The sequence below is a fragment of the Mesobacillus thioparans genome, assembly GCF_965138835.1.
GTDB classification, from domain to species: Bacteria; Bacillota; Bacilli; order Bacillales; family Cytobacillaceae; genus Mesobacillus; species Mesobacillus thioparans.
The window spans coordinates 78,738-99,748 of the sequence record NZ_CBCSFH010000015.1 but is presented as its reverse complement, the minus strand read 5'-3'; the positions used below and the strand labels follow the sequence as shown (position 1 = coordinate 99,748).

Annotated in this window: 27 protein-coding genes; 3 read left to right on the top strand and 24 right to left on the bottom strand. The window is 42.0% G+C overall.

Features of this window, described 5'->3' with window-relative positions; genetic code table 11:
* Positions 1–105: 105 nt before the first annotated feature.
* The 10 genes from ACNAZ4_RS20115 to ACNAZ4_RS20070 form a co-directional block, all read right to left on the bottom strand.
* Positions 106–834 (bottom strand): CAP domain-containing protein, encoded by a 729-nt coding sequence (locus ACNAZ4_RS20115; protein ID WP_415817465.1) that lies wholly within the window; start codon positions 832–834, stop codon positions 106–108.
* Positions 835–1,193: 359 nt separating this feature from the next.
* Positions 1,194–1,661, bottom strand: a complete 468-nt coding sequence (locus ACNAZ4_RS20110; RefSeq protein WP_415817463.1) for a FixH family protein — start codon at positions 1,659–1,661, stop codon at positions 1,194–1,196.
* Positions 1,662–1,764: 103 nt separating this feature from the next.
* Positions 1,765–3,165, bottom strand: a complete 1,401-nt coding sequence (locus ACNAZ4_RS20105) for a sensor histidine kinase (RefSeq protein WP_415817461.1) — start codon at positions 3,163–3,165, stop codon at positions 1,765–1,767.
* A complete protein-coding gene (locus tag ACNAZ4_RS20100; RefSeq protein ID WP_415817459.1) occupies positions 3,162–3,842 on the bottom strand; it encodes a response regulator transcription factor in 681 nt (226 codons plus the stop codon). Before ACNAZ4_RS20100 ends, ACNAZ4_RS20105 begins: the two co-directional genes overlap by 4 nt.
* 4 nt (positions 3,843–3,846) lie before the next feature.
* The gene (locus ACNAZ4_RS20095; RefSeq protein WP_415817457.1) at positions 3,847–4,812 is read right to left on the bottom strand and encodes a WD40 repeat domain-containing protein; all 966 of its coding nucleotides are present in this window, start codon (positions 4,810–4,812) and stop codon (positions 3,847–3,849) included.
* Between the two features lie 147 nt (positions 4,813–4,959).
* Positions 4,960–5,253 (bottom strand): rhodanese-like domain-containing protein, encoded by a 294-nt coding sequence (locus tag ACNAZ4_RS20090; RefSeq protein ID WP_415817455.1) that lies wholly within the window; start codon positions 5,251–5,253, stop codon positions 4,960–4,962.
* 21 nt (positions 5,254–5,274) lie between these two features.
* Positions 5,275–5,640: a rhodanese-like domain-containing protein gene (locus ACNAZ4_RS20085; RefSeq protein WP_415817453.1), complete on the bottom strand. Its 366-nt coding sequence runs from the start codon at positions 5,638–5,640 to the stop codon at positions 5,275–5,277.
* Positions 5,641–5,749: 109 nt separating this feature from the next.
* Positions 5,750–6,013, bottom strand: coding sequence for a metal-sensitive transcriptional regulator (locus tag ACNAZ4_RS20080; protein ID WP_167833712.1), 264 nt, complete (start codon positions 6,011–6,013; stop codon positions 5,750–5,752).
* 12 nt (positions 6,014–6,025) lie between these two features.
* Positions 6,026–6,352, bottom strand: a complete 327-nt coding sequence (locus ACNAZ4_RS20075; protein ID WP_415817451.1) for a rhodanese-like domain-containing protein — start codon at positions 6,350–6,352, stop codon at positions 6,026–6,028.
* A 291-nt stretch (positions 6,353–6,643) separates the two neighbouring features.
* Positions 6,644–6,928 carry a hypothetical protein gene (locus ACNAZ4_RS20070; protein WP_415817449.1) on the bottom strand — a complete coding sequence of 95 codons (285 nt, stop codon included), beginning with the start codon at positions 6,926–6,928 and terminating at the stop codon, positions 6,644–6,646.
* 113 nt (positions 6,929–7,041) lie between these two features.
* Between ACNAZ4_RS20070 and ACNAZ4_RS20065 the strand changes: the two genes are divergently transcribed.
* Positions 7,042–7,281 carry a DNA alkylation repair protein gene (locus ACNAZ4_RS20065; protein ID WP_415817447.1) on the top strand — a complete coding sequence of 80 codons (240 nt, stop codon included), beginning with the start codon at positions 7,042–7,044 and terminating at the stop codon, positions 7,279–7,281.
* Positions 7,282–7,331: 50 nt separating this feature from the next.
* On the opposite strand, the gene ACNAZ4_RS20060 is transcribed toward ACNAZ4_RS20065, so the two are convergent.
* From ACNAZ4_RS20060 to deoD, 7 genes are all read right to left on the bottom strand, one after another.
* A complete protein-coding gene (locus ACNAZ4_RS20060; RefSeq protein ID WP_415817445.1) occupies positions 7,332–8,162 on the bottom strand; it encodes a hypothetical protein in 831 nt (276 codons plus the stop codon).
* A 181-nt stretch (positions 8,163–8,343) separates the two neighbouring features.
* Positions 8,344–9,258 (bottom strand): CobW family GTP-binding protein, encoded by a 915-nt coding sequence (locus tag ACNAZ4_RS20055; protein ID WP_415817443.1) that lies wholly within the window; start codon positions 9,256–9,258, stop codon positions 8,344–8,346.
* Between the two features lie 109 nt (positions 9,259–9,367).
* Positions 9,368–10,855, bottom strand: a complete 1,488-nt coding sequence (locus ACNAZ4_RS20050; RefSeq protein ID WP_462937937.1) for a lmo1851 family serine protease — start codon at positions 10,853–10,855, stop codon at positions 9,368–9,370.
* 139 nt (positions 10,856–10,994) lie between these two features.
* A complete protein-coding gene (gene copZ / locus ACNAZ4_RS20045; RefSeq protein ID WP_415817441.1) occupies positions 10,995–11,201 on the bottom strand; it encodes a copper chaperone CopZ in 207 nt (68 codons plus the stop codon).
* Between the two features lie 26 nt (positions 11,202–11,227).
* Positions 11,228–13,624 (bottom strand): heavy metal translocating P-type ATPase, encoded by a 2,397-nt coding sequence (locus ACNAZ4_RS20040; RefSeq protein ID WP_415817439.1) that lies wholly within the window; start codon positions 13,622–13,624, stop codon positions 11,228–11,230.
* 219 nt (positions 13,625–13,843) lie between these two features.
* Positions 13,844–14,695: a M15 family metallopeptidase gene (locus ACNAZ4_RS20035; protein ID WP_415817437.1), complete on the bottom strand. Its 852-nt coding sequence runs from the start codon at positions 14,693–14,695 to the stop codon at positions 13,844–13,846.
* A 567-nt stretch (positions 14,696–15,262) separates the two neighbouring features.
* Positions 15,263–15,967 carry a purine-nucleoside phosphorylase gene (gene deoD, locus ACNAZ4_RS20030; protein WP_214910647.1) on the bottom strand — a complete coding sequence of 235 codons (705 nt, stop codon included), beginning with the start codon at positions 15,965–15,967 and terminating at the stop codon, positions 15,263–15,265.
* 183 nt (positions 15,968–16,150) lie between these two features.
* On the opposite strand from deoD, the gene ACNAZ4_RS20025 reads away from it, so the two are divergent.
* A complete protein-coding gene (locus tag ACNAZ4_RS20025) occupies positions 16,151–16,282 on the top strand; it encodes a hypothetical protein (protein ID WP_264163720.1) in 132 nt (43 codons plus the stop codon).
* Positions 16,283–16,326: 44 nt separating this feature from the next.
* Here ACNAZ4_RS20025 and ACNAZ4_RS20020 read toward each other — a convergent pair whose 3' ends face one another.
* Positions 16,327–17,097, bottom strand: a complete 771-nt coding sequence (locus tag ACNAZ4_RS20020) for a sporulation protein (RefSeq protein ID WP_415817434.1) — start codon at positions 17,095–17,097, stop codon at positions 16,327–16,329.
* A 166-nt stretch (positions 17,098–17,263) separates the two neighbouring features.
* Positions 17,264–17,437, bottom strand: a complete 174-nt coding sequence (locus ACNAZ4_RS20015) for a YozD family protein (RefSeq protein WP_415817432.1) — start codon at positions 17,435–17,437, stop codon at positions 17,264–17,266.
* A gap of 135 nt (positions 17,438–17,572) precedes the next feature.
* On the opposite strand from ACNAZ4_RS20015, the gene ACNAZ4_RS20010 reads away from it, so the two are divergent.
* The gene (locus ACNAZ4_RS20010; protein ID WP_415817430.1) at positions 17,573–17,743 is read left to right on the top strand and encodes a hypothetical protein; all 171 of its coding nucleotides are present in this window, start codon (positions 17,573–17,575) and stop codon (positions 17,741–17,743) included.
* Here ACNAZ4_RS20010 and ACNAZ4_RS20005 read toward each other — a convergent pair.
* From ACNAZ4_RS20005 to kamA, 5 genes are all read right to left on the bottom strand, one after another.
* The gene (locus ACNAZ4_RS20005; protein WP_415817428.1) at positions 17,740–18,438 is read right to left on the bottom strand and encodes a hypothetical protein; all 699 of its coding nucleotides are present in this window, start codon (positions 18,436–18,438) and stop codon (positions 17,740–17,742) included. The two genes, ACNAZ4_RS20010 and ACNAZ4_RS20005, sit on opposite strands and share 4 nt — an antisense overlap.
* 144 nt (positions 18,439–18,582) lie before the next feature.
* Positions 18,583–18,804 carry a YozE family protein gene (locus tag ACNAZ4_RS20000; RefSeq protein ID WP_415817426.1) on the bottom strand — a complete coding sequence of 74 codons (222 nt, stop codon included), beginning with the start codon at positions 18,802–18,804 and terminating at the stop codon, positions 18,583–18,585.
* A gap of 117 nt (positions 18,805–18,921) precedes the next feature.
* Positions 18,922–19,113 carry a hypothetical protein gene (locus tag ACNAZ4_RS19995; protein ID WP_415817425.1) on the bottom strand — a complete coding sequence of 64 codons (192 nt, stop codon included), beginning with the start codon at positions 19,111–19,113 and terminating at the stop codon, positions 18,922–18,924.
* 130 nt (positions 19,114–19,243) lie between these two features.
* Positions 19,244–19,525, bottom strand: coding sequence for a YokU family protein (locus tag ACNAZ4_RS19990; RefSeq protein ID WP_415817423.1), 282 nt, complete (start codon positions 19,523–19,525; stop codon positions 19,244–19,246).
* On the bottom strand, positions 19,525–20,961 hold the full coding sequence (kamA, locus tag ACNAZ4_RS19985; RefSeq protein ID WP_415817421.1) for a lysine 2,3-aminomutase: 1,437 nt from the start codon (positions 20,959–20,961) through the stop codon (positions 19,525–19,527). Before kamA ends, ACNAZ4_RS19990 begins: the two co-directional genes overlap by 1 nt.
* Positions 20,962–21,011 lie beyond the last annotated feature (50 nt).

Sequence of the window (21,011 nt, the reverse complement as noted above, 5' to 3'; positions counted from 1 at the left end):
CTTTTTGACATAATAAAAACTCCCCATTAAGTAAACAGATTTTATTTTTAATCTGTCTACCTAAAGGGGAGCATATCACAGAGGCTGTTCTCATTTATTATTGAATTATTTTCCGATGAACATTTGAGTCCAGTAATTACCGTTAGCTACATGCCCTACACCGATGTGAGTATAGCTTGAGTTAAGGATGTTGGCACGGTGGCCTGAACTGTTCATCCATGCTTTGACAACCTCTTCAGGAGTAGGTTGACCCATTGCGATGTTCTCGCCTGCTGAAGAATAATTGATGCCGAATTTCTTCATCATATCAAACGGTGAGCCGTAAGTTGGGCTTGTGTGGCTGAAGTAGCCTTTGCTTTGCATATCACGAGATTTTTCCCTCGCAACTTTGCTCAATTCCGTATCAAGTGCAAGCGGTTTTAAGCCGTTCTTTGCTCTTTCCTGGTTTGTCAGCTCTACTACTTTTTGTTCATAGGCACTTACAGCTGAAGAAGCTGGTGCTGATGCTGGTGCTTTTGCTGACTCCTGTGCAGGCGCCTTTGCTGGTGCTTTAGCCGGTTCCTGGGCTTTTGCAGGAGCAGGTGCTTTAGCAGGTTCCTGAGCTTTTGCAGGAGCTGGGGCTTGCTTCTGGACTGGCTGTGCTTGTTTCCATGTGAATTGATAATCCTTAAAATACTTTTGTAGAATAGAATCTATATTGACATCATTTATATTCCCGCTTTGATAATAATACACCTTTGTCTGTATAGTTGATGCATCTGCTTTATCCAGACCAGGACTTGCAGTGAATAATGCTGCAGCCGCTGCGACTGAAAGAATCAATTTCTTTTTCATTCTCCAATTCCTCCCGTAAAAATGAATTTATCTAACTCGTGCAAACTCATCATATCACGGCTTTTTTGTAATAAACCTGGACTAAAATGGAAAAAGTATTATTCTATAAAAATATTAATAGAAAAATATTCCTCTGCCTTATTTTTAAAGGAATTGGCGGGACAGTTGTGCTAGTCATATTTATCCATTATTTTATTTAATAACCAGCTGCACCTGAAAGAGGAAAAATAAACTTATTGACAACTTTTTTTGGCAGCCTGCTTCATTACTTATTTTTCATCTATGTTACAAACATTAAGAGAATTACTGCAGCATCCGCTATTATAAACATAAAAAAAAGCGGCACATGCCGCTATGGATCAGTGTCCGCTTTCTTCTGTACCATGTCCATCCATATCTTCCATTTCCATATCTGTGGCATTTTCATCTTCAGGCTCACTTGGCTTTCCGACTACAAATTCCTTTTTCGGCATGTTATGCATACGCCGAGCCGTGACATGAGAAATAATATAGTATGTTCCTTCTTCTTCAAAAGACTTCTTCAATCGATAGATTCCATTTTCAGCATGACCTACTACAATCTTTTCATGTTCATCTGCCTGGGAACGCCAAATTTCAAACTTAACTTCTTCTGCATCATCCACTTCTTCCGATCCGTAGGTAACCTTTGCCTCGAAGGTAATCTCTTCGCCTTTTACGGCTTTTTCAGGAGTGGCTGTGAGATCGACCTCTAAAAATTGCGGTTCTTCTTCAGCTTGGTCTTGTGTACAGGCTGTTGCAAACATGCTCAGCAGCACAACCATAATTGTTATCAAAAGACGTTTCATTTTTTTTACCCCTTAAATAAGATTAATACAGTGTTATCCTATCCATTAAATGTGTTGAAAGTATGTGCTAATTATTATCTAGGTATGTCATTCTCCCTGATTATTATTCGATTACCGGAAAATAGAGCCTGATTGTCGTACCCTTCCCAAGCTCGCTCGAAATCTCCATCCTGCCTTCATGAAGCTTCACAAGCTTATCCACGATCGCAAGCCCCAGTCCTGTTCCACCGTCTGCTCGAGATCTTGCCTTATTCACTCTATAAAAGCGATCAGTGAGTTTGGCGATATCTTCTTCTGGTATTCCAATACCCGTGTCTTCGATTTCCACCATACAGCCATACGGATGTTTATTTAGCCTGATTGAAATCATTCCATCATTTTCTGTATAGCGAATCGAATTGTCGATGATGTTCTGAAAAATCTGTTCAAGCCTTCCCTCATCACCATTGACAATGATATCTGGATCCAAATCAAGCGACAGGCTAATATGTTTATTTTTCATTGCAGGACCATATTTAATGATAAAATCATCAATAAGCTGCGCCAGCGGAAAAGGGCTTTTCACCAGCTTGTATTCATCTGCATCCAGTCTCGAAAGCTCAAGTAAGTCTTCGACAATTTTGACCATCCTGCCAGATTCCCTGTTTATAAGTTTTAAGTATTTATTTTTCTCTTCAGGATCTTTTATCATCCCAGTTTCCAATGCTTCGCTATAGCCTTTTATATAGCTGATCGGGGTCCTCAGTTCATGGGAAACATCAGCAAGGAACTCCCTCTTTCTTTCATCCTCTTTTTGAACGGACTCGGACATTTGGTTGAATGCCCTTGCAAGCTGGCCAATCTCATCATTGGATTGAATATCCACCCTGGCTGAATAATCTCCGCCAGATACTTTTTCAGCTGCCTGCTTCATGGCTGCCAATGGCCTTGTCAGCCGGTGAAGCATTTTAAACCCTAGAAATGCAGCAATGATAATGAACAACACTCCCCCAATTAGCCAAAGGAAGGAAAAATCAACGGTCAACTCGGAAATTTTGGCTAATGGAACGTATAAGTATATTATTCCTTCAAGCCTGCTGTTATCAAGAAGAGGAATCGCAACGGCAAGTATTTTCCTTCCAAAGCGCTCTTCAAAACCGGATTTGAGTACATGTTCACCCTTCAGGAGCTGTTCCCGTTCTTCTTTTCCAATCAATGTCTCATAATCGATTGAATAGGGAAGGCAGGCACTTAACTCTTTTGGATTGCTGACAAGAAAAACCTCTGATTCAGATTTTTCATTGTACCATTCCACCTGCTGCCTCATTTCATCTGTCAACGGTCCGCCATCATAATCGCTCGCAAGGCGGTTGCCTTCATCCAATAATGATTCTTCGACAATATCTACATAAAGCTTTTCGTAAAATAGATAGGATAAGAAATATGAATATAACACGGTTATCAGGATTGTCGCTGTCACGGTCAGCCATAGCTTTTTGAACAGGCTGTCTGAAAAAGAGATCATCCCGCAGGCACCTCGAACTTATACCCGACTCCCCAAATCGTTTGAATATAATCACCGGTACCAAGTTTCATTCGCAATGTCTTAATATGTGTATCAACTGTCCTTAAACTGCCATGGTAATCCATACCCCAGACATATTCAAGAAGCTGTTCCCTGCTTAGCGCCTGGCCCTGGTGGTTGACGAGAAAGACAAGCAGCTCGAATTCCTTAAGCGTCAGCGGCACAATCTCACCTTCAACACGAACCCTTCTACCCTTTTTATCGATGGTGATTTTCCCAAGAGTGAGTGTTTCATCTTCATTCTTAACGAACGATGTCCTTCTTAGCAGCGCATTGATTCTTGCCACTAGCTCACCTGGACTGAAGGGCTTGACGATATAATCATCCCCTCCGAGCTGCAGTCCCTTCACCTTATCCCATTCTTCTCCCTTAGCAGATAAAAATATAATTGGCACTTGTGAAAAAGTCCGTATTTTTCCGCAAACCGCGAAGCCATCCTCAAAAGGCATCATTATATCAAGAATCACCAGGTCAAATTTTTGTTCCTGGAGTTTTTTCAATCCTTCCGACCCATCAGCAGCATGGACACATGTAAAGCCTGAATTCTCCAAGTACATTTGAACCAGGTTGCGCATATCCTCTTCGTCATCGATGATCAAAACATTTACGGGATTCATCCTGTTATCTCTCCCTCGTAACTATTTGAAAGGGGCCATCGCCGACTTTCAGCGTTTTTTCTATGAATAAGTTTCCCGGATCGATGATATACACCTCGTTGCTATCATATCCAGCGACAATCAGCTTATCTTCAAATAATTCTATTTCAAAAGGATTCGCACCAACCTTGATCGAACCCTGCTTTGTTCCGTCCCCTGCCAATTTATACAGCGTATTGGACCCGTGGCTTAAGACAAAGATATTATCTTCATTCTTTGTAAAATCCACCGGCATGATAGGAGCTTGTATTTCTTTCTTAAGCGTCCCGCTATTCAGGTCATAAATATGGATACGGTCTTCAATTTGTGTACCCTTACCATGCCCGCCTATCCACAACTCGTCTTTTCCGCTGGACATGATCGCTCCTGCGGCTGCAGGGTGAACCTTAAATCCAGGGAGCCTTTCTTTATCGTCGACATTAATAGCAGTGAGCATCTCCTGGTTATAGCTGATCACATAAAGTTTGTCCTCTGCTTCCAGCAGTGTTAAAGGGTCCTTCTCGGACTTGACCTCTTTGACTTCTTTCCCGCTAACATCAAAAAATCGGATACTCTCCCTGTTTTGATCTGCAAAGGCTATTTCCTTTCCGTCAGCAACCAATAACGAGTTAACAATTCCCTCACCCGTTTCCCAGGAATCAATTTTTTCACCTCTGCTCAAGGAATAGAGATCGACTGTTTCCAGAGTCTGTCCGTAAAGAAGGATGGTGTCCTCATCAGGCAGCATCATCCCGCCTATATAGGGGCGATCAACCCTCCAATCGGGCAATTTTTCCCCTTTGTCCATATCATAAAAGGAAAGGGTCATATCCTTTATGTTCACTGTAGATATAATAGAAGAATCATTTGGTATTGGTTCGAATGAATCGAAAGAACAGGCAGAAAGCAAAGCAGTGAATGACACTGCAGCCAACAAATAAAACCGCTTCATAATTAACTCCTTTTCTTCCACTAGTATCTCACATTATTATATCTCTAATTTGTGATAAATCTATGAAATCGAACGTACCCACTCCTATTTGACGTCATGGCATGCTTACACAAAAATAGAGACAGCAGGCGCCGTCTCTATGGTGTTTTATTCAGTTGGACCTTCCCAGGACATCATGCCGCCCTGCATATTGATAACATTGTATCCATGATAATCAAGGAATTGAGATGCTCTTGAACTGCGGCCACCAGAGCGGCAAACCATAACATATGTTTTGTTTTTATCCAGTTCATTCATCCGGAATTCCAGAAGACCAAGCGGGATATGGATCGCATTCGGTATCTTCCCTTGTGCGACTTCGCTTACTTCTCGAACATCCACAACTTCAAATTCATTCGTACCTAATTTATTTTGCACTTCTGTTGGTGTCATTTGACGCATTTTCTATTCCCCCTTAATATTTTACCAGGCGCTCATGCCGCCCTTTACATTTGTCACATTTTTAAATCCAGCCTTTTTAAGCAACTTGCTTGCCTGACTGCTGCGCATGCCGCTCTGGCAAATGACGACTACATCTTTTTCCTGAGAAAGTTCTCCTGTCCGGTTTGCCAGCTGTTGAAGCGGAATATTCTTGAACCCATTAATATGGTTTCCTTTATATTCACCAGGAGTCCTGACATCAACGAATTGTGTTCCTACCGGCTTTGTTTTCACCATCTCACGAAGCTGGGCTGTCGTGATCTGATTCACTCCTTTGGTTGGAGCTAAGCGGCTCCACAAGAACGCTACAGCTAAGATGATAATTAACACATTAATTACTACACTCATTCAAATACACCTCGTTATCTTTTTAGTCAATCACCATATCTGATGGCAACTTATACCTCTAAGGGTATTTTAAGTGACGAAAAGCACCCTGTCAAGAACAGAAACCGGTTTATTTTCTGCTCTTGACAAGCAATTCCACTGCATCATTAACTGCCTGCGAGGTTTCCCGGCCTTCCTGTAAATCACTGATCAAGCATTGTTCGAGATTCTTGCTGACAACCAGGGCAATCGTACGATCGACAGCAGACCGGATCGCTGACAGCTGAGTCACAACCGACTTGCATTCTTCCTGTTCTTCCAGCAAGCGGATGCTGCCCCTTACCTGTCCCTCGATCCTTTTCAGGCGATTGACTATTTCTTTATTGTACTCCACTTTAGCCACCTCCTATTGTGATGGTCCAGTAATGGTATAACCCTTGATATCATAGCCATATTTCTTTAGCAATCTTGCTCCGAAGTTCTTTTCTACTTCATTGGATGCAATAATGACAATCTGTTCGTTCGGAATTTCCTTTATATATCTTTTTAAATACCCACATGGGATATTAATCGCTCCATTGACCGGATTTTTAGCGGAATCCTGATAATCTCTAAGATCGACGAATATCGCTTCATGTTCATGCCCATTTATCGCACGCAGATTCCTTACAGGTACATAGCGGTTGAAAAACAAGGTGACCAAAAGGAGAATGATGATAAAACCAGTCAGCAACTACTCTTCACCTCTTATTAATTCTTGTTCATAACTGAACTTACAATATAAATAATATACCATAAGGGGTATAAAAGCAAGTGTTATGATGATATTTTTTGACATTTTTCTCGTTAAAAAAAAGGAAGCACACACTTCCTTCTTAGAACAGGAACTCACCGCCATCCATTTCGGTTATGCTCTTTGTGTGAACTTTGTTGCACTCACCACCGAAAAGCAACAATCAATACGAAAATAGCCTTCTGTTCTGAAATTCCCATCGCTGCAGCCCATTCCAGGCGTATTCGCCCTTTACTTCGAGTCATCCTGCTGAATAGCATCCGTTAATTCGAGATGCAATCGAATTAACTTGATTTTGCTTTCAGTTGATAAAGATGAATCGATAATCCTCTTTGTGGCAAGGTAATATTTATCTTTCAGTGACTTTCTGGCCCTCGGATGGGAATTCTCATCTCTCAGATCCCTGAGAATGGCATCCCTAAGAATCTCTTCTGGTGAAAGGCCAGACTTAAGCCGGCGATTGTTCCAAATCATCCTGTATTCATCAAGTAATTTCCCAAATTCTTCTGTCTGCACTTTATTGCCTCCTGCAAAAAAAATGACGCTTTCATGTACTCACTTTGTATATTTACATAATTCAGCTCGACAATGCAAAAAATAAGTTTAAATGACTTAAAGGAGACTACATTATGAGCAAACCATATCGTTGTCCTAATTGCAAAACCAACCGGACCAGGTTCAATATGATCACACAGGTACCCCACCCAGTAAAATTAAACCCGCAATCGGGAGAGATTGTAGAACAGTATTCGAATGACCAGTTAGACCCATTTCACCTGCCATATAGAGGTCCTGAACTGAAAATCCAATGTGCAGCATGCGGTCTTGTTGAAGACGAAAAAACATTTGCCAAATTCGGAGAAAGTTGAAAAATGGAATTCAAGAATGACAAAAAGCTTGAGACTCGCTCTCAAGCTTTTTATTTGGGAATCGTTATTTTATTATCTTCAAGAAAACGGATTGAATCCACCTTCCATTGTTCATTTCCCAAGAATCGGACAAGTAAAATCTCACCTGTAAAATTCCGCCCGCCTCTACCTTTTATCTGCCAATTAATCTCTACAGGTATCGTCAGAGTCAACTGATCACCAACATCCTCAGCTGGCAAGACCTCCATGCGGTTGATATTGACATTCTCTATTCGCGGCAGCAGCTTTTTCCATTCAAGATCCTGCAAGGAGATAAATGAAACGATGTAAGGATCCTGCTGTTTGATTCCTGCAATATAAGCATTCACTAAATCATATGGATCCGTTTGTTCCAAATACTTCTCAAGCTTCCCTGCGGACTTTAAAATCATCAGCTTGTGGGATAAATCCATGAAATTGGTTCGGTGAGTTGTACTCCCAAAAAAGTGGATACAAAAATGACCGGGAAAGTCATTTTTCAAAGCACCGCCTCCATGCGGCATCCCATGCATCGAAGCGGCGATTTTGCCATTTTCCGAAATGACGATGATCGCCCTGCGCTTCCAGCTCCATTTGCCATTGTAAATTGCTTTCATGATTGCTGTATCCTTCGATGTAAGTGGCTGGACATCCGCGTGGTTGCTTCCGGCTCTGCGCTGGACACGAAACTGGAGTCCGGTTTCCAGATCCATCACAGTGAACTTACTATATTTCGGCAAAAGTTCGTTTACCTCTTCCCATTGCGGCATTTCAACCTTGTCCGATTGTTTCTTAGCTTCTGCACTTACGTCCGTAAATGCAAGAAGCACCATGGCAATTATCAACATTTTAATTGTTCTCATTTAAGATCATCTCTTCTTAACCCGGCTTAGTTTAACAAGGAACTACCTAGTTCCCATTCAGATTAATTCGCTACATGAAAGTTTTTGCTTTAACTCGCCGGACTATTCAGGAAAATAATTCATCAATAAGAAAACATTCTTACACTGAGATATTCATCTTTTACCATGGAAGTAAACAGACTTACAATTCCAGTTTTCTCAGCTGCTGCTCGATATCGTTCCAATCTGTAACCTGCCCGATAAAAACGAGGTTCAACGGCATCTTCATATATTCCTTCATATAGAATGGCATGCCATATGAATACTGAAATAAATCCGGGTAAGAGGAATGGTCGAACAAGACATACCCTTTAATCCGATAAATGGAATCAGGAAGCGCCCTCAGGAAATCTTCAAATGCCCTTTGGCTGATTGCATTTTGAAATCGATAAACATATGTACTCAGTCTTAAATCCGCTGATACATGTGAATCTGCGGTTTCAGCTTTTTTTGTATAGGCCAACCCTTCCAAAAGCTTCATTGGCATCTTTGAATATGAGCTCAAAATAATTTTCGCACCAGGGTTAAGGCCTTGTAGATCCATGCTGATCTTAGCTTGTTCCGATTCATTGAGCAAATCTGATTTATTAATAATGACCAGATCAGCATGTTTCACTTGTTCAAGCAAAAGCTGATGTACCTGCGGATCCAGACTGGTTCTGTTAATCCATTGCTTCCCGTCCACTGTCGTAATGATCCCTTTGATCACCAACTTGTCCGCAAACAGCGGTGAAAGCACCGCATCCAATACTTCGACCGGATGTGCAGCACCAGTTGTTTCGATATAGATCGCATCGAGGTCATGATCGAAAAGCAAGCCCTGAAGCTGTGACTCAAGTTTATCCTGGATTGTGCAGCAAATGCATCCGCCCAATAACTCTTTCAACGGTACTTCGGAGTCAACGGCATCTGAGTCAATCGAAACACTTCCGAGCTCATTCATCATCACCGCGATTTTCCTAGCACTCTCTTTTTCATGCTGTAAAATCCGTCTCAATAATGTTGTTTTTCCTGTCCCCAGGAATCCCGACAAAATGTAAACTTCTGCTTTTTTCATTTTTCACATCCGCCTATCTTTTCTATGTAATATGGAAAATCTCCAGCAAGAGCTGGAGATTTTTAAGTTACTGCAATTTAGCATTGTTAATAAAACCATGCATTTACTGTTATTTCGCCATTTCCTGCTTTAACACTTCAAGCGCCTTCTGTACTTGCGGATCATCTTTCTTAAGCTGTTCACGCAATGCATTCATAAGTTCGATTGTTGTGCTCCCTTTCAGGATACCCGTTTGTTCGATCTCTTTGGATTTCTGAAATTCGCTGACTGCTTCCTTCGTTTTTTCATCAAAGAAACCGTCTTCCCTTCCCGGGTCAAAGCCAAGCGCCTTCAACATTTTTTGTGCTGATTTCACCTGCTCTGAGGCAGTTGAAACCTTCAACTCTGCTTCCGGATCAATAAACGGCAGAGAAGCGTATTCTGGCATAGCAACTTCATAGTCCGGTTTGATGCCCTTCTTATGGATCCAATTCCCTTTAGGTGTCAGCCATTTATCTGTGGTGAATTTCATATTCGAACCGTCAGAAAAATCTTCCGCCCTCTGGACAGTTCCTTTTCCGAATGACTTTTCACCCACCAACGGAACAGCGGCAGATTCACTTACTGCTCCTGCCAGGATTTCAGATGCACTTGCACTCCCTTTATCTATGACCACCACTAAAGGAAGCTTGTTGCCATTTTTATTTTCAGATGGATACTTCTCCACATTGCCATTGCGGTCTTCCACCTGGAACAGGATATCTCCTTCAGGAACAAAAAGGCTTGAAATCTTGATTGCCTGGTCCAGAAGACCGCCTGGATTTTGGCGAAGGTCCAGGACAAGACCCTTCATCCCCTGCTTTTGCAGATCATTTAAAATATCCACTAATTCGGTAGCAGTATTTTGTGAGAAATTCGTGATCTGGACTTTGGCGATTCCGTCTTCCAGCATCTCACCATAAACTGTCTCAATCGGAATTGTATCACGAGTAATGGTAACATCGACCGGCTTTTCGGCACCCTGGCGGAGTATGGACAACTTTACATCCGTCCCTTTTTCACCCCTGATAAGAGCAACTGCTTCAGTCGTACTCATGCCTTGAAGACTTTTGCCGTCAACGGACATGATTTTATCTTCAGGTTGGAGCCCTGCTTTTTCCGCTGGGGAACCTTTTAGAGGAGTGACGATGGAAATGTAGCCATCCCTCTCCTGGATTTCCGCTCCAATCCCCTCAAATGAAGACGAAAGACTCTGATGGAAATTCTTCGCATCTTCCTGGCTCATATAATCCGAATATGGATCGTCCAATGCAGAAAGCATTCCATCAATCGCTCCATTGATGAGTTTTTCCTGGTCAATTTCCTGGTAATATTCATTTTTCAAAGTGTCATATGCGTCGTATAACTTTGCAAATTCTTCTCTTTCCCTGATGACTTGCACTGCGGGCTTGTCTTCACCGAAAGCAAGCGCAAAGGTAGTGATTCCTGCTGTTAAAAACACAAGAAAAAACAACAGCATTGCAAAGTGGAACTTTTTGATCCGAAGAAAACTACTCTTGGTCTCTGTTTCTTCTGCCATGTGTTGGCCTTCAAGCTCTTCCTTGTTTTCTTCATTCATATTTTGCTGATCCAACCCTTTTCACCACTTTCCAATCAAGCTTAAAATCCTTAATGATTAGAATAACATTTTTACTGTGAAATTAACAGAAAAATAGGCAGAAACAAAAAAGCAGCGGTTGAACCCGCTGCCTAAAGTGTTATTCTACATCGTAACCCTGGTCTTCAACTGCTGATTTCATCTTGCCCACTTCTGCTTTCGAAGAATCGTACTCCACTTCAGCAGTTCCCTCTGACAAAGAAACGATAACGCTGGCAACACCGTCCACGCCCATCAATGCGTTCTTGACTGCCTTTTCACAGTGTCCGCAAGTCATTCCTGATACATTTAAAGTTGTTTTTTCCATATTAATTCTTCCTCTCTTATTAAAAATTATAACTTAATCCGCTTCAAACGAAGGGAATTAGTCACTACAGATAGTGAACTGAATGCCATTGCTGCTCCAGCAACCCATGGCGCCAGGAGTCCCATGGCAGCGATCGGGATACCGGCAGAATTGTATGCAAGTGCCCAGAATAAGTTTTGACGGATATTTTGCATGGTTTTTTTACTTAAAGATATCGCTTTAGGAATCAATGTCAATTCCCCGCCGAGAATAGTGACATCTGCAGCTTCAATCGCTACATCGGTCCCTGTCCCAATCGCAATCCCGATATCGGCAAGGGCCAATGCTGGCGCATCATTAATGCCGTCGCCGACCATCGCGACTTTCATGCCTTTGATCTGAAGTTCTTTTACATGATTCGCCTTCTCTTCCGGCAGCACTTCAGCTATGACATTATCCACACCAACCTGTGAGGCGATGGCTCTTGCAGTCCGCTTATTGTCACCGGTGAGCATATATACTTCAATACCCATGGATTTAAGCTCTTCAATCGCTGTTTTGGCTGTTTCTTTCACAGTATCTGCGACTGCGACAATGCCATTCACCTTATTTTCGATGGCGATCATCATAGCTGTTTTCCCTTCAGTCTCCAGCTTCTCCAGCTGATCCTCGTATCTGTCAAAGACGACTCCAGTCTGACTCATCAACTTCCTGGTACCGATCAATACCTTTTCGCCCTGGATAACTGCTTTGATTCCGTGACCGGGTATCGCTGAGAACTCATCCACCGGTAGCACCTCAACATTTTTTGAACTGCCGTATTCAACAATCGCTTCTGCAAGTGGATGTTCTGAGGATTTCTCAGCTGATACGAGATATTTAAGGACCTTTGCTTCATCACCGAATATTTCCATATCAGTAACGCTCGGTTTCCCTTTAGTAATTGTACCCGTTTTATCAAGAACAATAGCATTAATTTTATGAGTGGCTTCTAAATGCTCCCCACCCTTGAAAAGGATCCCGTTTTCTGCTCCTTTTCCTGTTCCAACCATAATGGAAGTCGGAGTTGCCAGCCCAAGTGCGCAAGGGCAGGCAATGACGAGTACAGCAATGGCTGTTTCCAGAGAGGATGCAAAGTCCCCAGGTGTGATCAAGAAATACCAGACAAGGAATGTCACGATGGCAATCGCAACGACAATTGGGACAAAGATGCCGGAAATCTGATCTGCCACACGCTGGATCGGCGCCTTGCTTCCTTGTGCATCTTCAACGACCTTGATAATCCCTGCAAGGGCAGTATCTTTGCCGACTTTGGTTGCAGTCATTGTCAGGGTGCCATTTTTATTGATTGTCGCACCGATCATTGAGTCTCCAGCCGATTTTTCTACCGGGATGGATTCCCCTGTTATCATGGCCTCATCTACTGCAGACTGTCCTGATAATACCTTGCCATCTACCGGGATTTTCTCGCCAGGCTTAACTAGGATGGTATCATTGACTTTTACATCCTCAATCGGGATTTTAATCTCCGCGCCATCCCTGATGACCGTCGCTTCCTTTGCTTGCAGGCTCAAAAGCTTGGAAATCGCTTCTGTTGTACGCCCTTTCGCAAGAGCCTCGAACAGTTTTCCAACGAGGATCAAAGTAATCAGTACAGCGCTTGTTTCAAAGTACAAATGCGGCATATAATCCGGATTTCCGACCGTTTTCAGCGCTTCTGCGAGACTGTAAAAGTAGGCAGCAGATGTACCGAGAGCGACAAGGACATCCATATTCGCACTTTTGTTCTTTAATGACTTATAGGCACCCACATAAAATTGACCGCCAATCCAGAATTGCACAGGTGTCGCCATCAGGAGCTGGAACCAGGGATTCATCAGCAGATGAGGCATCGGCAAGCCGGTATCCCAAGGTGCATGGCCGATCATGGAATACAATAATGGAAGTGACAAAAGAATGGATATAAATAACTTTCTTTTCTTTGCGTTAATTTCCTCTTCTTTTTGCTGAGCCTTTGCTTCGCGCTGGCCCTTTTCCTTGGCATCATAGCCAAGATTCTGGATTCTAGCGATGATTTGATCAACAGACAATACAGCGCTGTTGAACTCAACGGATGCTGATTCAGTCGCGAGATTGACGTTTGCTGACACCATCCCATCCATTTTGTTCAGGACTTTTTCAATCCTGGTGGAACAGGCAGCACAGGTCATACCGAATACATCCAAATCCATTTTTTCGTTCCTGACACCGTACCCCAGGTCATTTATTTTATTGAATATATCATCTGGTTTTATTTTCTCTTTATCGTATTGTACTGAGGCATTTTCCATCGCCAGGTTGACGGTCGCTTCCACCCCGTCCATTTTATTCAGGACTTTTTCGATCCTCGTGGAGCAGGAAGCACAAGTCATGCCTGTAATATCGACAGTCAATTGCTCATTCATCAACTACACCCCGTTTCAATCGATGATTTAAAGTATTATTTCTACACCACTTACTATACCCCTGTATAGTATATTAATCAACCGAAAAGATTGTGTTTTTTTTTATTATAGGTTGTTTTACGTATACTACAGTTAAAAATATCACGTTTGCTCATTAATAGACGGCTGTAGTTATGACATTTTTAAAACAAAAAGCCCGGCTTGCGGCCAGGCTTCTTCCTAGATTTTTTTCACATTATCAAAATACTCTTCAAGCGTCCAATCATTTTCATATATTTCGGTTGCAGCTTTGATGCCCACATACCTGAAGTGCCACGGTTCATACATATAGCCTGTAAGTTCTTCTTTCCCTTTTGGGTACCTCAGGATAAATCCGTATTTATGAGCGTTGTGGGCAAGCCACACTCCTTCTTTAGTCGAACCGAATTGTTCGTTCAGATTAAAACTATTGTTCTTGCTTGAAATATCCATCGTCAAACCAGTTTGATGCTCACTGCTTCCCGGTCTGGCAACTGCCTCAAGGGCCTTTTCTTCCCCTACCTTATTGACTTCGGCTTTGAACAGGGTTTCCTGTCTTCCATAGGAACGATATCCGGATACGGCAGCGAGCTCTATTCCGTCATTCCTTGCACCTGCAAACATTTTTTCCATAGCTTCTGCAGCTTCTTTCCTCATAAGGCTCTTTTCAAGCTTGGCATCTCCAAATGAGAAAAGGACATTCGGCCGAACCAGGTCACCAGGGATATAATTGCCAGGCAATCCGAAAATCTTGTTGACAAGTGCCAAAGTGTTTTGTGGATTCTGGATGACATTCCTGCCGTCAGCATTCTGGATGACATTGAAATAAGCAGCTTCGAGGGTCAGTGCGTCATCTTCGGGCTTGTCCCCTGGAGGTTTTTCAGTTTCTCCATTATTCTGTTCTTGTTTTGCTTCTTCTGCAGGCTGGTCATCCTGTCGGTCTTGTCCTATTAATTTTTCGCCTAAATAAGGGATCTTCTCAAGATAAGGCTCAATCGGAGCACATCCTGTCAGTAATATCGGCAAGGCGATTACAAGTAATATTTTTTTCATCATTTCCACCAATCTTCAACATTTTAAGGCAATAAAACCATTCTAACATTTTTCAACAAACTTTCGAATGGCCTTTTTTCCCATTATCCTGTTAATCATTATGCCTGGTTTCGGAATTTGCAAACTCCCCCAATTGGGTGAAGTGATTTGGAGCTAATCCTGAAAGCAAGCCGTATAACTAGGGCTTGGAGTGTAAAATGTCCTTTATGCACCTTTTCTTAGACATTTTGACNACNNTCTTCCTTCAAAATGTCCTTTAAACACCTTTTCTTAGACATTTTGACNACTCTCTTCCTTCAAAATGTCCTTTAAACNCCTTTTCTTAGACATTTTGATGGCACTCTATCCTCAAAATGTCCATTAAAACTTGGTTCTTAGACATTTTAATGACTCTATACCCACAAAATGTCCTTTAAATTCTGGTTCTTAGACAATTCGGCTTCTCTCTGCTTTCTAAATGTTCATGAAATAAGGGTTATTTACCATGGTGCACATCCATGTTTTATGCTCATAACTAAGGAAGTCCATAATAAAACCCTTTCCGCAAAGGAAAGGGTTTTCAATTCATTATTCCTTGATTGCCGCTTCGAGCGCTACTTCAATCATGTCGTTGAAGGTTGTTTGGCGTTCTTCTGATGTCGTTTCTTCACCTGTCAGGATATGGTCGCTGACTGTCAGAATTGAAAGTGCTTTGCGATCATATTTTGCTGCCAGTGTATAAAGGGCTGTTGTTTCCATTTCGACCGCTAGAATCTGGTACTTTGCCCATTTTTCCAATTCTGCATTATCATTGTAAAACTGGTCAGCAGTGAATACGTTACCAACTTTAAGGTTCAAACCTTTTTCAAGACCTGAATTATACGCCTTGTACAATAGGTCAAAGTTCGCTGTGGGAGCAAAGTCCACTCCACCGAATGTAAGTCGGTTCATTTGGGAGTCTGTTGAAGAAGTCATTGCCAGGATCACGTCACGGACTTTGACATCCTTTTGGATTGCTCCGCAAGTGCCAACGCGAATCAAATTTTGGACATTATAGCTGTTCATCAATTCATTGATATAAATTGAAATGGATGGTACACCCATGCCCGTCCCCTGTACAGAGATTCTTTTGCCTTTGTATGTCCCAGTGTATCCGAACATATTTCTAACTTCATTATATAACTTTGCATCTTCAAGGAATGTTTCTGCAATGTATTTCGCTCTTAATGGATCCCCAGGAAGCAATACCGTTTCTGCGATTTCATTTTCTTTAGCACCAATATGTACACTCATACAAATAATCCTCCATCCTATAGGTTGCTACCTTAAAACTATACCACAATATAGTTAAGCAGGAAAATCTTCAGTTTCATGACAAATTTGTTAATGGGCAAGCTAGAAATAGCTTTACCGAATCACAAATAAATCATTCTCTGTTACCAAGTATCCTAAACCTCACATGAAGGAGATTGAACAATGGGCAAAAAACATCGTAACCGCATCAATTCACCTAAGAAAAATAACCATATATCACCTGAAGCAATTGTTGCCGAGCAAGAAGCACATGGCAAGGAGTTTTCAGCTAACGGAAGAAAGAAACAAGGATAAAAAAATGACGATGAAGCTTTTGCTTCATCGTCTCATAAACTTTTTCAGCAGTATCGTGCAATGGTATCCTGAAGCTTTTGCTGTAACGCAGGCAACTCAGATACATGGATGTTCATTCTAACATATGTTTCATCCATGCCCATCGCTTCCGATAAGAATCCACCGAGTCCTCGTGCCCTACGGTCAACCTGGATCAAAACTTCTGCTTCATTTTCGCTGTTTGGATAAAAAACTAATTCCAGTTCATCCAGGCGTCCTCTAAATGGACCTGATACAGCAATAAATTCAAACTCCTGTACAAATGGCATATTCCTGCGAAGATGTCTTGGTGCTTGCTCGCATTCTGCCTCCCTTAAACGGAAGCCGAGATTGCTGATGGCATTAAAAACACCCTCCATCAATGGGTTAGGTATGACTGTCAAATAATCTTTATCGCTTGGATCTACTGCATTTTTAATATCCAGTCCTGTTGAAACCCATACTTTGGTTCTTCCCATTGTCAAAGGCATTTCCAATGGCAACCTGAAAGTGAAAGGGATTTCCTTTGTTTCATTTTCCTTGATCGAAAATGACTGGATCAGTCTGAAGCGGTCAATTTGTGCAGTAGCTGTATACTTTCTATCATCCTTTTCTTTTATATAAGTTGTATGTAGACTCAAGTAGATGTCATCAATGTTTTGTTCAACGTTCCCTCCACGAATTTCAACGATTCCGCGTACTTCTTCTCCTGGCTTAACCCGGTCCTTTTCAAGCTTCGTATCGACTTTAGCCGCTCCAATCCCAACACTTGCAAACACCTTATTAAATAATGACATCCACATTGCCTCCCAGAATTCACAATTTTCTTTTACGCTAATGTATACGATTATAAGTAAGGAGGGTTTCATAAAATGCAATAATTTTCGCCTCCTTTATTTGTGAACATTACCCAAAATAAAAAAGGCTGATTCCTCAGAATCGGCCCTTAAATCGAATGTCTCCTTAATCTGTTTCTTCTTCCTCATCGATGATGCATTTCTCAATCAGATATTCAAATGTGATATCTGCCATCTCTTCAAGTTCTTCCTCCGTGGGAACGTATCCCCTTTTAACAAGTTCATGAAAGAAAAATTCAGCAATCTCTTCTGTATCGATTATAACCTCAATCTCTTTCACAGATTCGCCCCCCTTTATTCAAAATGTATGTCAACTGCGCTTGTTTCATGCCAAGCATATTGATTTTTCAGAAAAAACGTTCTATCTATTTTGGACAAGCATAGAATGGAATAAATCAAATGCGGGGTGAATTTTATGAGAAGACTGGCTGCGCTTACCGAGATGTTCGTTACGGATGTAAATAAAGAAGACAGTGTGATTGTAGAGTTTTTTGGCAGCATTGTAAATAAATTGTTCAAGGTGTTTCAAGTAGCCGGAATCCCTTTCCTTATTTATGTGCTGCTCGTGTTTTCAGGCTGGTTTTAAACATGGCTTTTTCCATCATTGTTCACAAGCATTGACAGTTTGCGGATAATGACCCGCATTACATGCGCATATTCATCATCATTGAACCATTTATATAAAATCCTGTAGTCATTGTATATATCAAGCAAGTGATCGATTGTCACCCTTTTCTGGTTGATCTTCCGCAACTCTTCCTTTTCACCTGCGCGGGGATGATGGGCTTTTTTATCGAGGTTCACAGAAGGCCTTACTTCCTTATTTGCAGAAAATAGGAGGCCCAGCTTCTGGATGAAAGTATCGGCGCTTTCAGAATCAGCCACAAGTGTCAGCTCTTCTTCCCCAGCTTCAAGCCATTCTCCATCCTTTATCCTCGAGAGTTCGTAGATGACATCCTCCCAGGCATCCTCTTTATAACGCCATATTTCAGTCCTGAAACCGACAACTTTAAACAGATCTGAACCATATCCTTTGACCTGGACTAAATCGCCAAAGAAAAACTTATATTCGATATCGATTTGTTCCTTTTCCAGCAGTTTACCTTCATATTCAGAGAGCATCTGCAAACTTGTTTCCAAATACAAGCCCTCGCTCTTATTTATCTCGTATACATGAAGGCCGTCAAGCCACTTTACATCTGTCACTTTCCCCACGGTACCATAAATAGTGATCACGACTGTATCACCGATGTTAAACTTAGGTTTCTTCCGTTTATCCATTTCCTCCATCTCCTCAACGATGAGTCGTGAATTGTGATTAACACAGTATATGCACCTTTTCTGAAAATCGCTACGCCCAGATGGAGGATGGATCATATTAATAAAATAAACAAAAGGCTCCTGCGTCTGAGCGCAGCAGCCTTTTCAGCTTTCTGTGATTAAATATTCCTCCCATGCTTCGTCAAAGACAGCCATGCTTTCAGGGTAATGTCCGTTCATTTCCAGATAGGTGCTTATCTCGTCATAGTCTTCTGAGTTTTTTGGAAAGGAAAGATCATCATATGCTGAGTTCGCGAACCTGCTGATCGCATCCTTTGGTTTCGCGGACCGGTATTTCAAAAGAAAGTGATAAAAGCTTTTATACATATATGAACGCCTGCCTATAGTTATAATTTGTCTGTCCATACTATAACGAAAAGTTCACTGTCCGTCCACATATATGAAAGTAAAGAGCACCTTCCGAATCAAGAAAGGTGCCCGCCCTTATTGCCATCTGGCTGATTTCGCCATCTCCAGCAAAGCCCAGATAATATTCACCATTAAAATGGCCACAGTGATCGGAACGGCATGAAGCCAGTTCATCCCGAATTTCTCTTTGATCATCCTCACATAATATCCGCACAGGAACAACACAAACATAGCAGCCATCAGCATGATAGATAAAGCGATATACACAAGATCTCCTCACTTCCAATATGAATACTCCCCACTCTATTATAAATAGTAGGGAGTAACTGGATAAAAGGGAGGTGTGAATTTTTTGTGAACAGCTTTCTGTTTCAGGTTATTTTTGTCACTCCTCATTTCACGATGTAAAATCAAAGTAATTCCGCTTCAGCAATCTTGGCTGTTCCATTAATTCTTCGAAGGTGATGACTTTGGCCAGTTTTTTGGTGTCGATTAAAAACAACTGGTCTTCAATTTCCTTTGTGATTAATTCAGTCTGGTATGTCATTTGACAGTCAATACAATGAACTGCCGGGGTATCATCAATTTGGATCGCTTTCGTCCCGTCGGGAAGTTCCCAATAAACTTTGTCTGTGACTGCTTTGATATTTTCACTGCTGCACCATTCGCACTTATACATTATTCACTCCCCTTTGCTGTCGGGATCGTCTCCTGGCTATCAGGGGCTTCTGTTGATTTTTTCTGTTGTGCCATGAATTTCTTTTCTTTCAGTTCATCACGCTTTTCCCGTTTATTCTTGAGTGAAGCATGAGTTGGGTCTTCCTCGTACTTTTCACGGCGGTCAATCCTGTTAAGCCCTTCCGGAATTAAGTTGAATTCACTGTCATTCATGATGGCCGCAATTCCGGTATTGGATTTTTTCTTTTCATAATCAGGATAGACCTGCTTGAAGTATCCTTCTGCTCTGCCCGGAACATAATTTTCAGGTTCTGGATAAGAGGTGATGACACCTTCGAAATTTCGCAGCACGACTTTTTCAGGACTTTGAGAAATCAGGTAGTTTGGCTGCAAGGAGATTTTCCCTCCTCCACCAGGTGCATCAACCACAAAGGTCGGTACAGCATAGCCGGATGTATGCCCTCTTAAGCCCTCGATGATTTCAAGGCCCTTCGTCACAGGTGCGCGGAAATGGCCAATACCCTCAGACAGATCGCACTGGTAGATATAGTAAGGACGGACACGGATTTTTACAAGGTCATGCATCAGCTTTTTCATGATGGCGACACTGTCATTAATGCCAGCAAGGATGACCGATTGATTCCCAACCGGGACACCTGCATTCGCAAGCATTTCACAGGCACGCTTCGAATCCTCGGTAATTTCAATTGATGTATTGAAGTGTGTATTCAGCCAGATTGGATGGTATTTTTTGAGGATGGAACATAGATTTTCTGTAATTCGCTGCGGGAATACAACAGGTGCACGGGTACCGATGCGGATGATTTCCACATGGTCGATTTCGCGCAGGTTTTTCAGGATATACTCAAGAATGTTGTCATTGATCAACAGGCCATCCCCTCCTGAAATCAGCACATCGCGTACCTCAGGAGTGTTACTGATATAGTTGATTGCCGCATCCAGCTGTTTTTTGGCAACCCCCATGCCGATTTGTCCGGAAAATCTGCGGCGGGTACAGTAACGGCAGTACATTGAACATTGATTGGTAACAAGGAACAGCACCCTGTCAGGATATCGATGAGTCAATCCTGGTACAGGCGAATCCTCATCTTCGTGCAATGGATCTTCAAGATCATATTTCGTTTTGTGGATTTCCTTGGAAATCGGGACGGACTGCATCCTTACCGGGCAGCGTGGATCATCTGGATTCATTAATGAAGCATAATATGGTGTGATATTGAGTGGGATTGTTTTCGTAGAGATCCTGACTCCATCTTCTTCTTCAGGGGTCAGGTTGATGACCTTTTTCAGATCATCGAGCGTCCTGATTGTGTTAGTTAGCTGCCAGAGCCAGTCATTCCATTGCTCTTCGGTCACATCTTTCCATAATTCGATATCTTTCCAATGTCTTGACGGCTTATATAAAGTTTGTTTCATCCAATTTCCCCCTAGCTATTTTTATACCTTTTTACAATGCAAGTTCCGTG

Excerpts from the sequence above, each read along its gene's own strand:
- ACNAZ4_RS20115 (WP_415817465.1), bottom strand. The coding sequence starts at position 834 with ATGAAAAAGAAATTGATTCTTTCAGTCGCAGCGGCTGCAGCATTATTC.
- ACNAZ4_RS20110 (WP_415817463.1), bottom strand. The coding sequence starts at position 1,661 with ATGAAACGTCTTTTGATAACAATTATGGTTGTGCTGCTGAGCATGTTT.
- ACNAZ4_RS20105 (WP_415817461.1), bottom strand. The coding sequence starts at position 3,165 with ATGATCTCTTTTTCAGACAGCCTGTTCAAAAAGCTATGGCTGACCGTG.
- ACNAZ4_RS20100 (WP_415817459.1), bottom strand. The coding sequence starts at position 3,842 with ATGAATCCCGTAAATGTTTTGATCATCGATGACGAAGAGGATATGCGC.
- ACNAZ4_RS20095 (WP_415817457.1), bottom strand. The coding sequence starts at position 4,812 with ATGAAGCGGTTTTATTTGTTGGCTGCAGTGTCATTCACTGCTTTGCTT.
- ACNAZ4_RS20090 (WP_415817455.1), bottom strand. The coding sequence starts at position 5,253 with ATGCGTCAAATGACACCAACAGAAGTGCAAAATAAATTAGGTACGAAT.
- ACNAZ4_RS20085 (WP_415817453.1), bottom strand. The coding sequence starts at position 5,640 with ATGAGTGTAGTAATTAATGTGTTAATTATCATCTTAGCTGTAGCGTTC.
- ACNAZ4_RS20065 (WP_415817447.1), top strand. The coding sequence starts at position 7,042 with ATGAGCAAACCATATCGTTGTCCTAATTGCAAAACCAACCGGACCAGG.
- ACNAZ4_RS20060 (WP_415817445.1), bottom strand. The coding sequence starts at position 8,162 with ATGAGAACAATTAAAATGTTGATAATTGCCATGGTGCTTCTTGCATTT.
- ACNAZ4_RS20055 (WP_415817443.1), bottom strand. The coding sequence starts at position 9,258 with ATGAAAAAAGCAGAAGTTTACATTTTGTCGGGATTCCTGGGGACAGGA.
- ACNAZ4_RS20050 (WP_462937937.1), bottom strand. The coding sequence starts at position 10,855 with ATGAATGAAGAAAACAAGGAAGAGCTTGAAGGCCAACACATGGCAGAA.
- copZ (WP_415817441.1), bottom strand. The coding sequence starts at position 11,201 with ATGGAAAAAACAACTTTAAATGTATCAGGAATGACTTGCGGACACTGT.
- ACNAZ4_RS20040 (WP_415817439.1), bottom strand. The coding sequence starts at position 13,624 with ATGAATGAGCAATTGACTGTCGATATTACAGGCATGACTTGTGCTTCC.
- ACNAZ4_RS20035 (WP_415817437.1), bottom strand. The coding sequence starts at position 14,695 with ATGAAAAAAATATTACTTGTAATCGCCTTGCCGATATTACTGACAGGA.
- deoD (WP_214910647.1), bottom strand. The coding sequence starts at position 15,967 with ATGAGTGTACATATTGGTGCTAAAGAAAATGAAATCGCAGAAACGGTA.
- ACNAZ4_RS20025 (WP_264163720.1), top strand. The coding sequence starts at position 16,151 with ATGGGCAAAAAACATCGTAACCGCATCAATTCACCTAAGAAAAATAAC.
- ACNAZ4_RS20020 (WP_415817434.1), bottom strand. The coding sequence starts at position 17,097 with ATGTCATTATTTAATAAGGTGTTTGCAAGTGTTGGGATTGGAGCGGCT.
- ACNAZ4_RS20010 (WP_415817430.1), top strand. The coding sequence starts at position 17,573 with ATGAGAAGACTGGCTGCGCTTACCGAGATGTTCGTTACGGATGTAAAT.
- ACNAZ4_RS20005 (WP_415817428.1), bottom strand. The coding sequence starts at position 18,438 with ATGGATAAACGGAAGAAACCTAAGTTTAACATCGGTGATACAGTCGTG.
- ACNAZ4_RS20000 (WP_415817426.1), bottom strand. The coding sequence starts at position 18,804 with ATGTATAAAAGCTTTTATCACTTTCTTTTGAAATACCGGTCCGCGAAA.
- ACNAZ4_RS19990 (WP_415817423.1), bottom strand. The coding sequence starts at position 19,525 with ATGTATAAGTGCGAATGGTGCAGCAGTGAAAATATCAAAGCAGTCACA.
- kamA (WP_415817421.1), bottom strand. The coding sequence starts at position 20,961 with ATGAAACAAACTTTATATAAGCCGTCAAGACATTGGAAAGATATCGAA.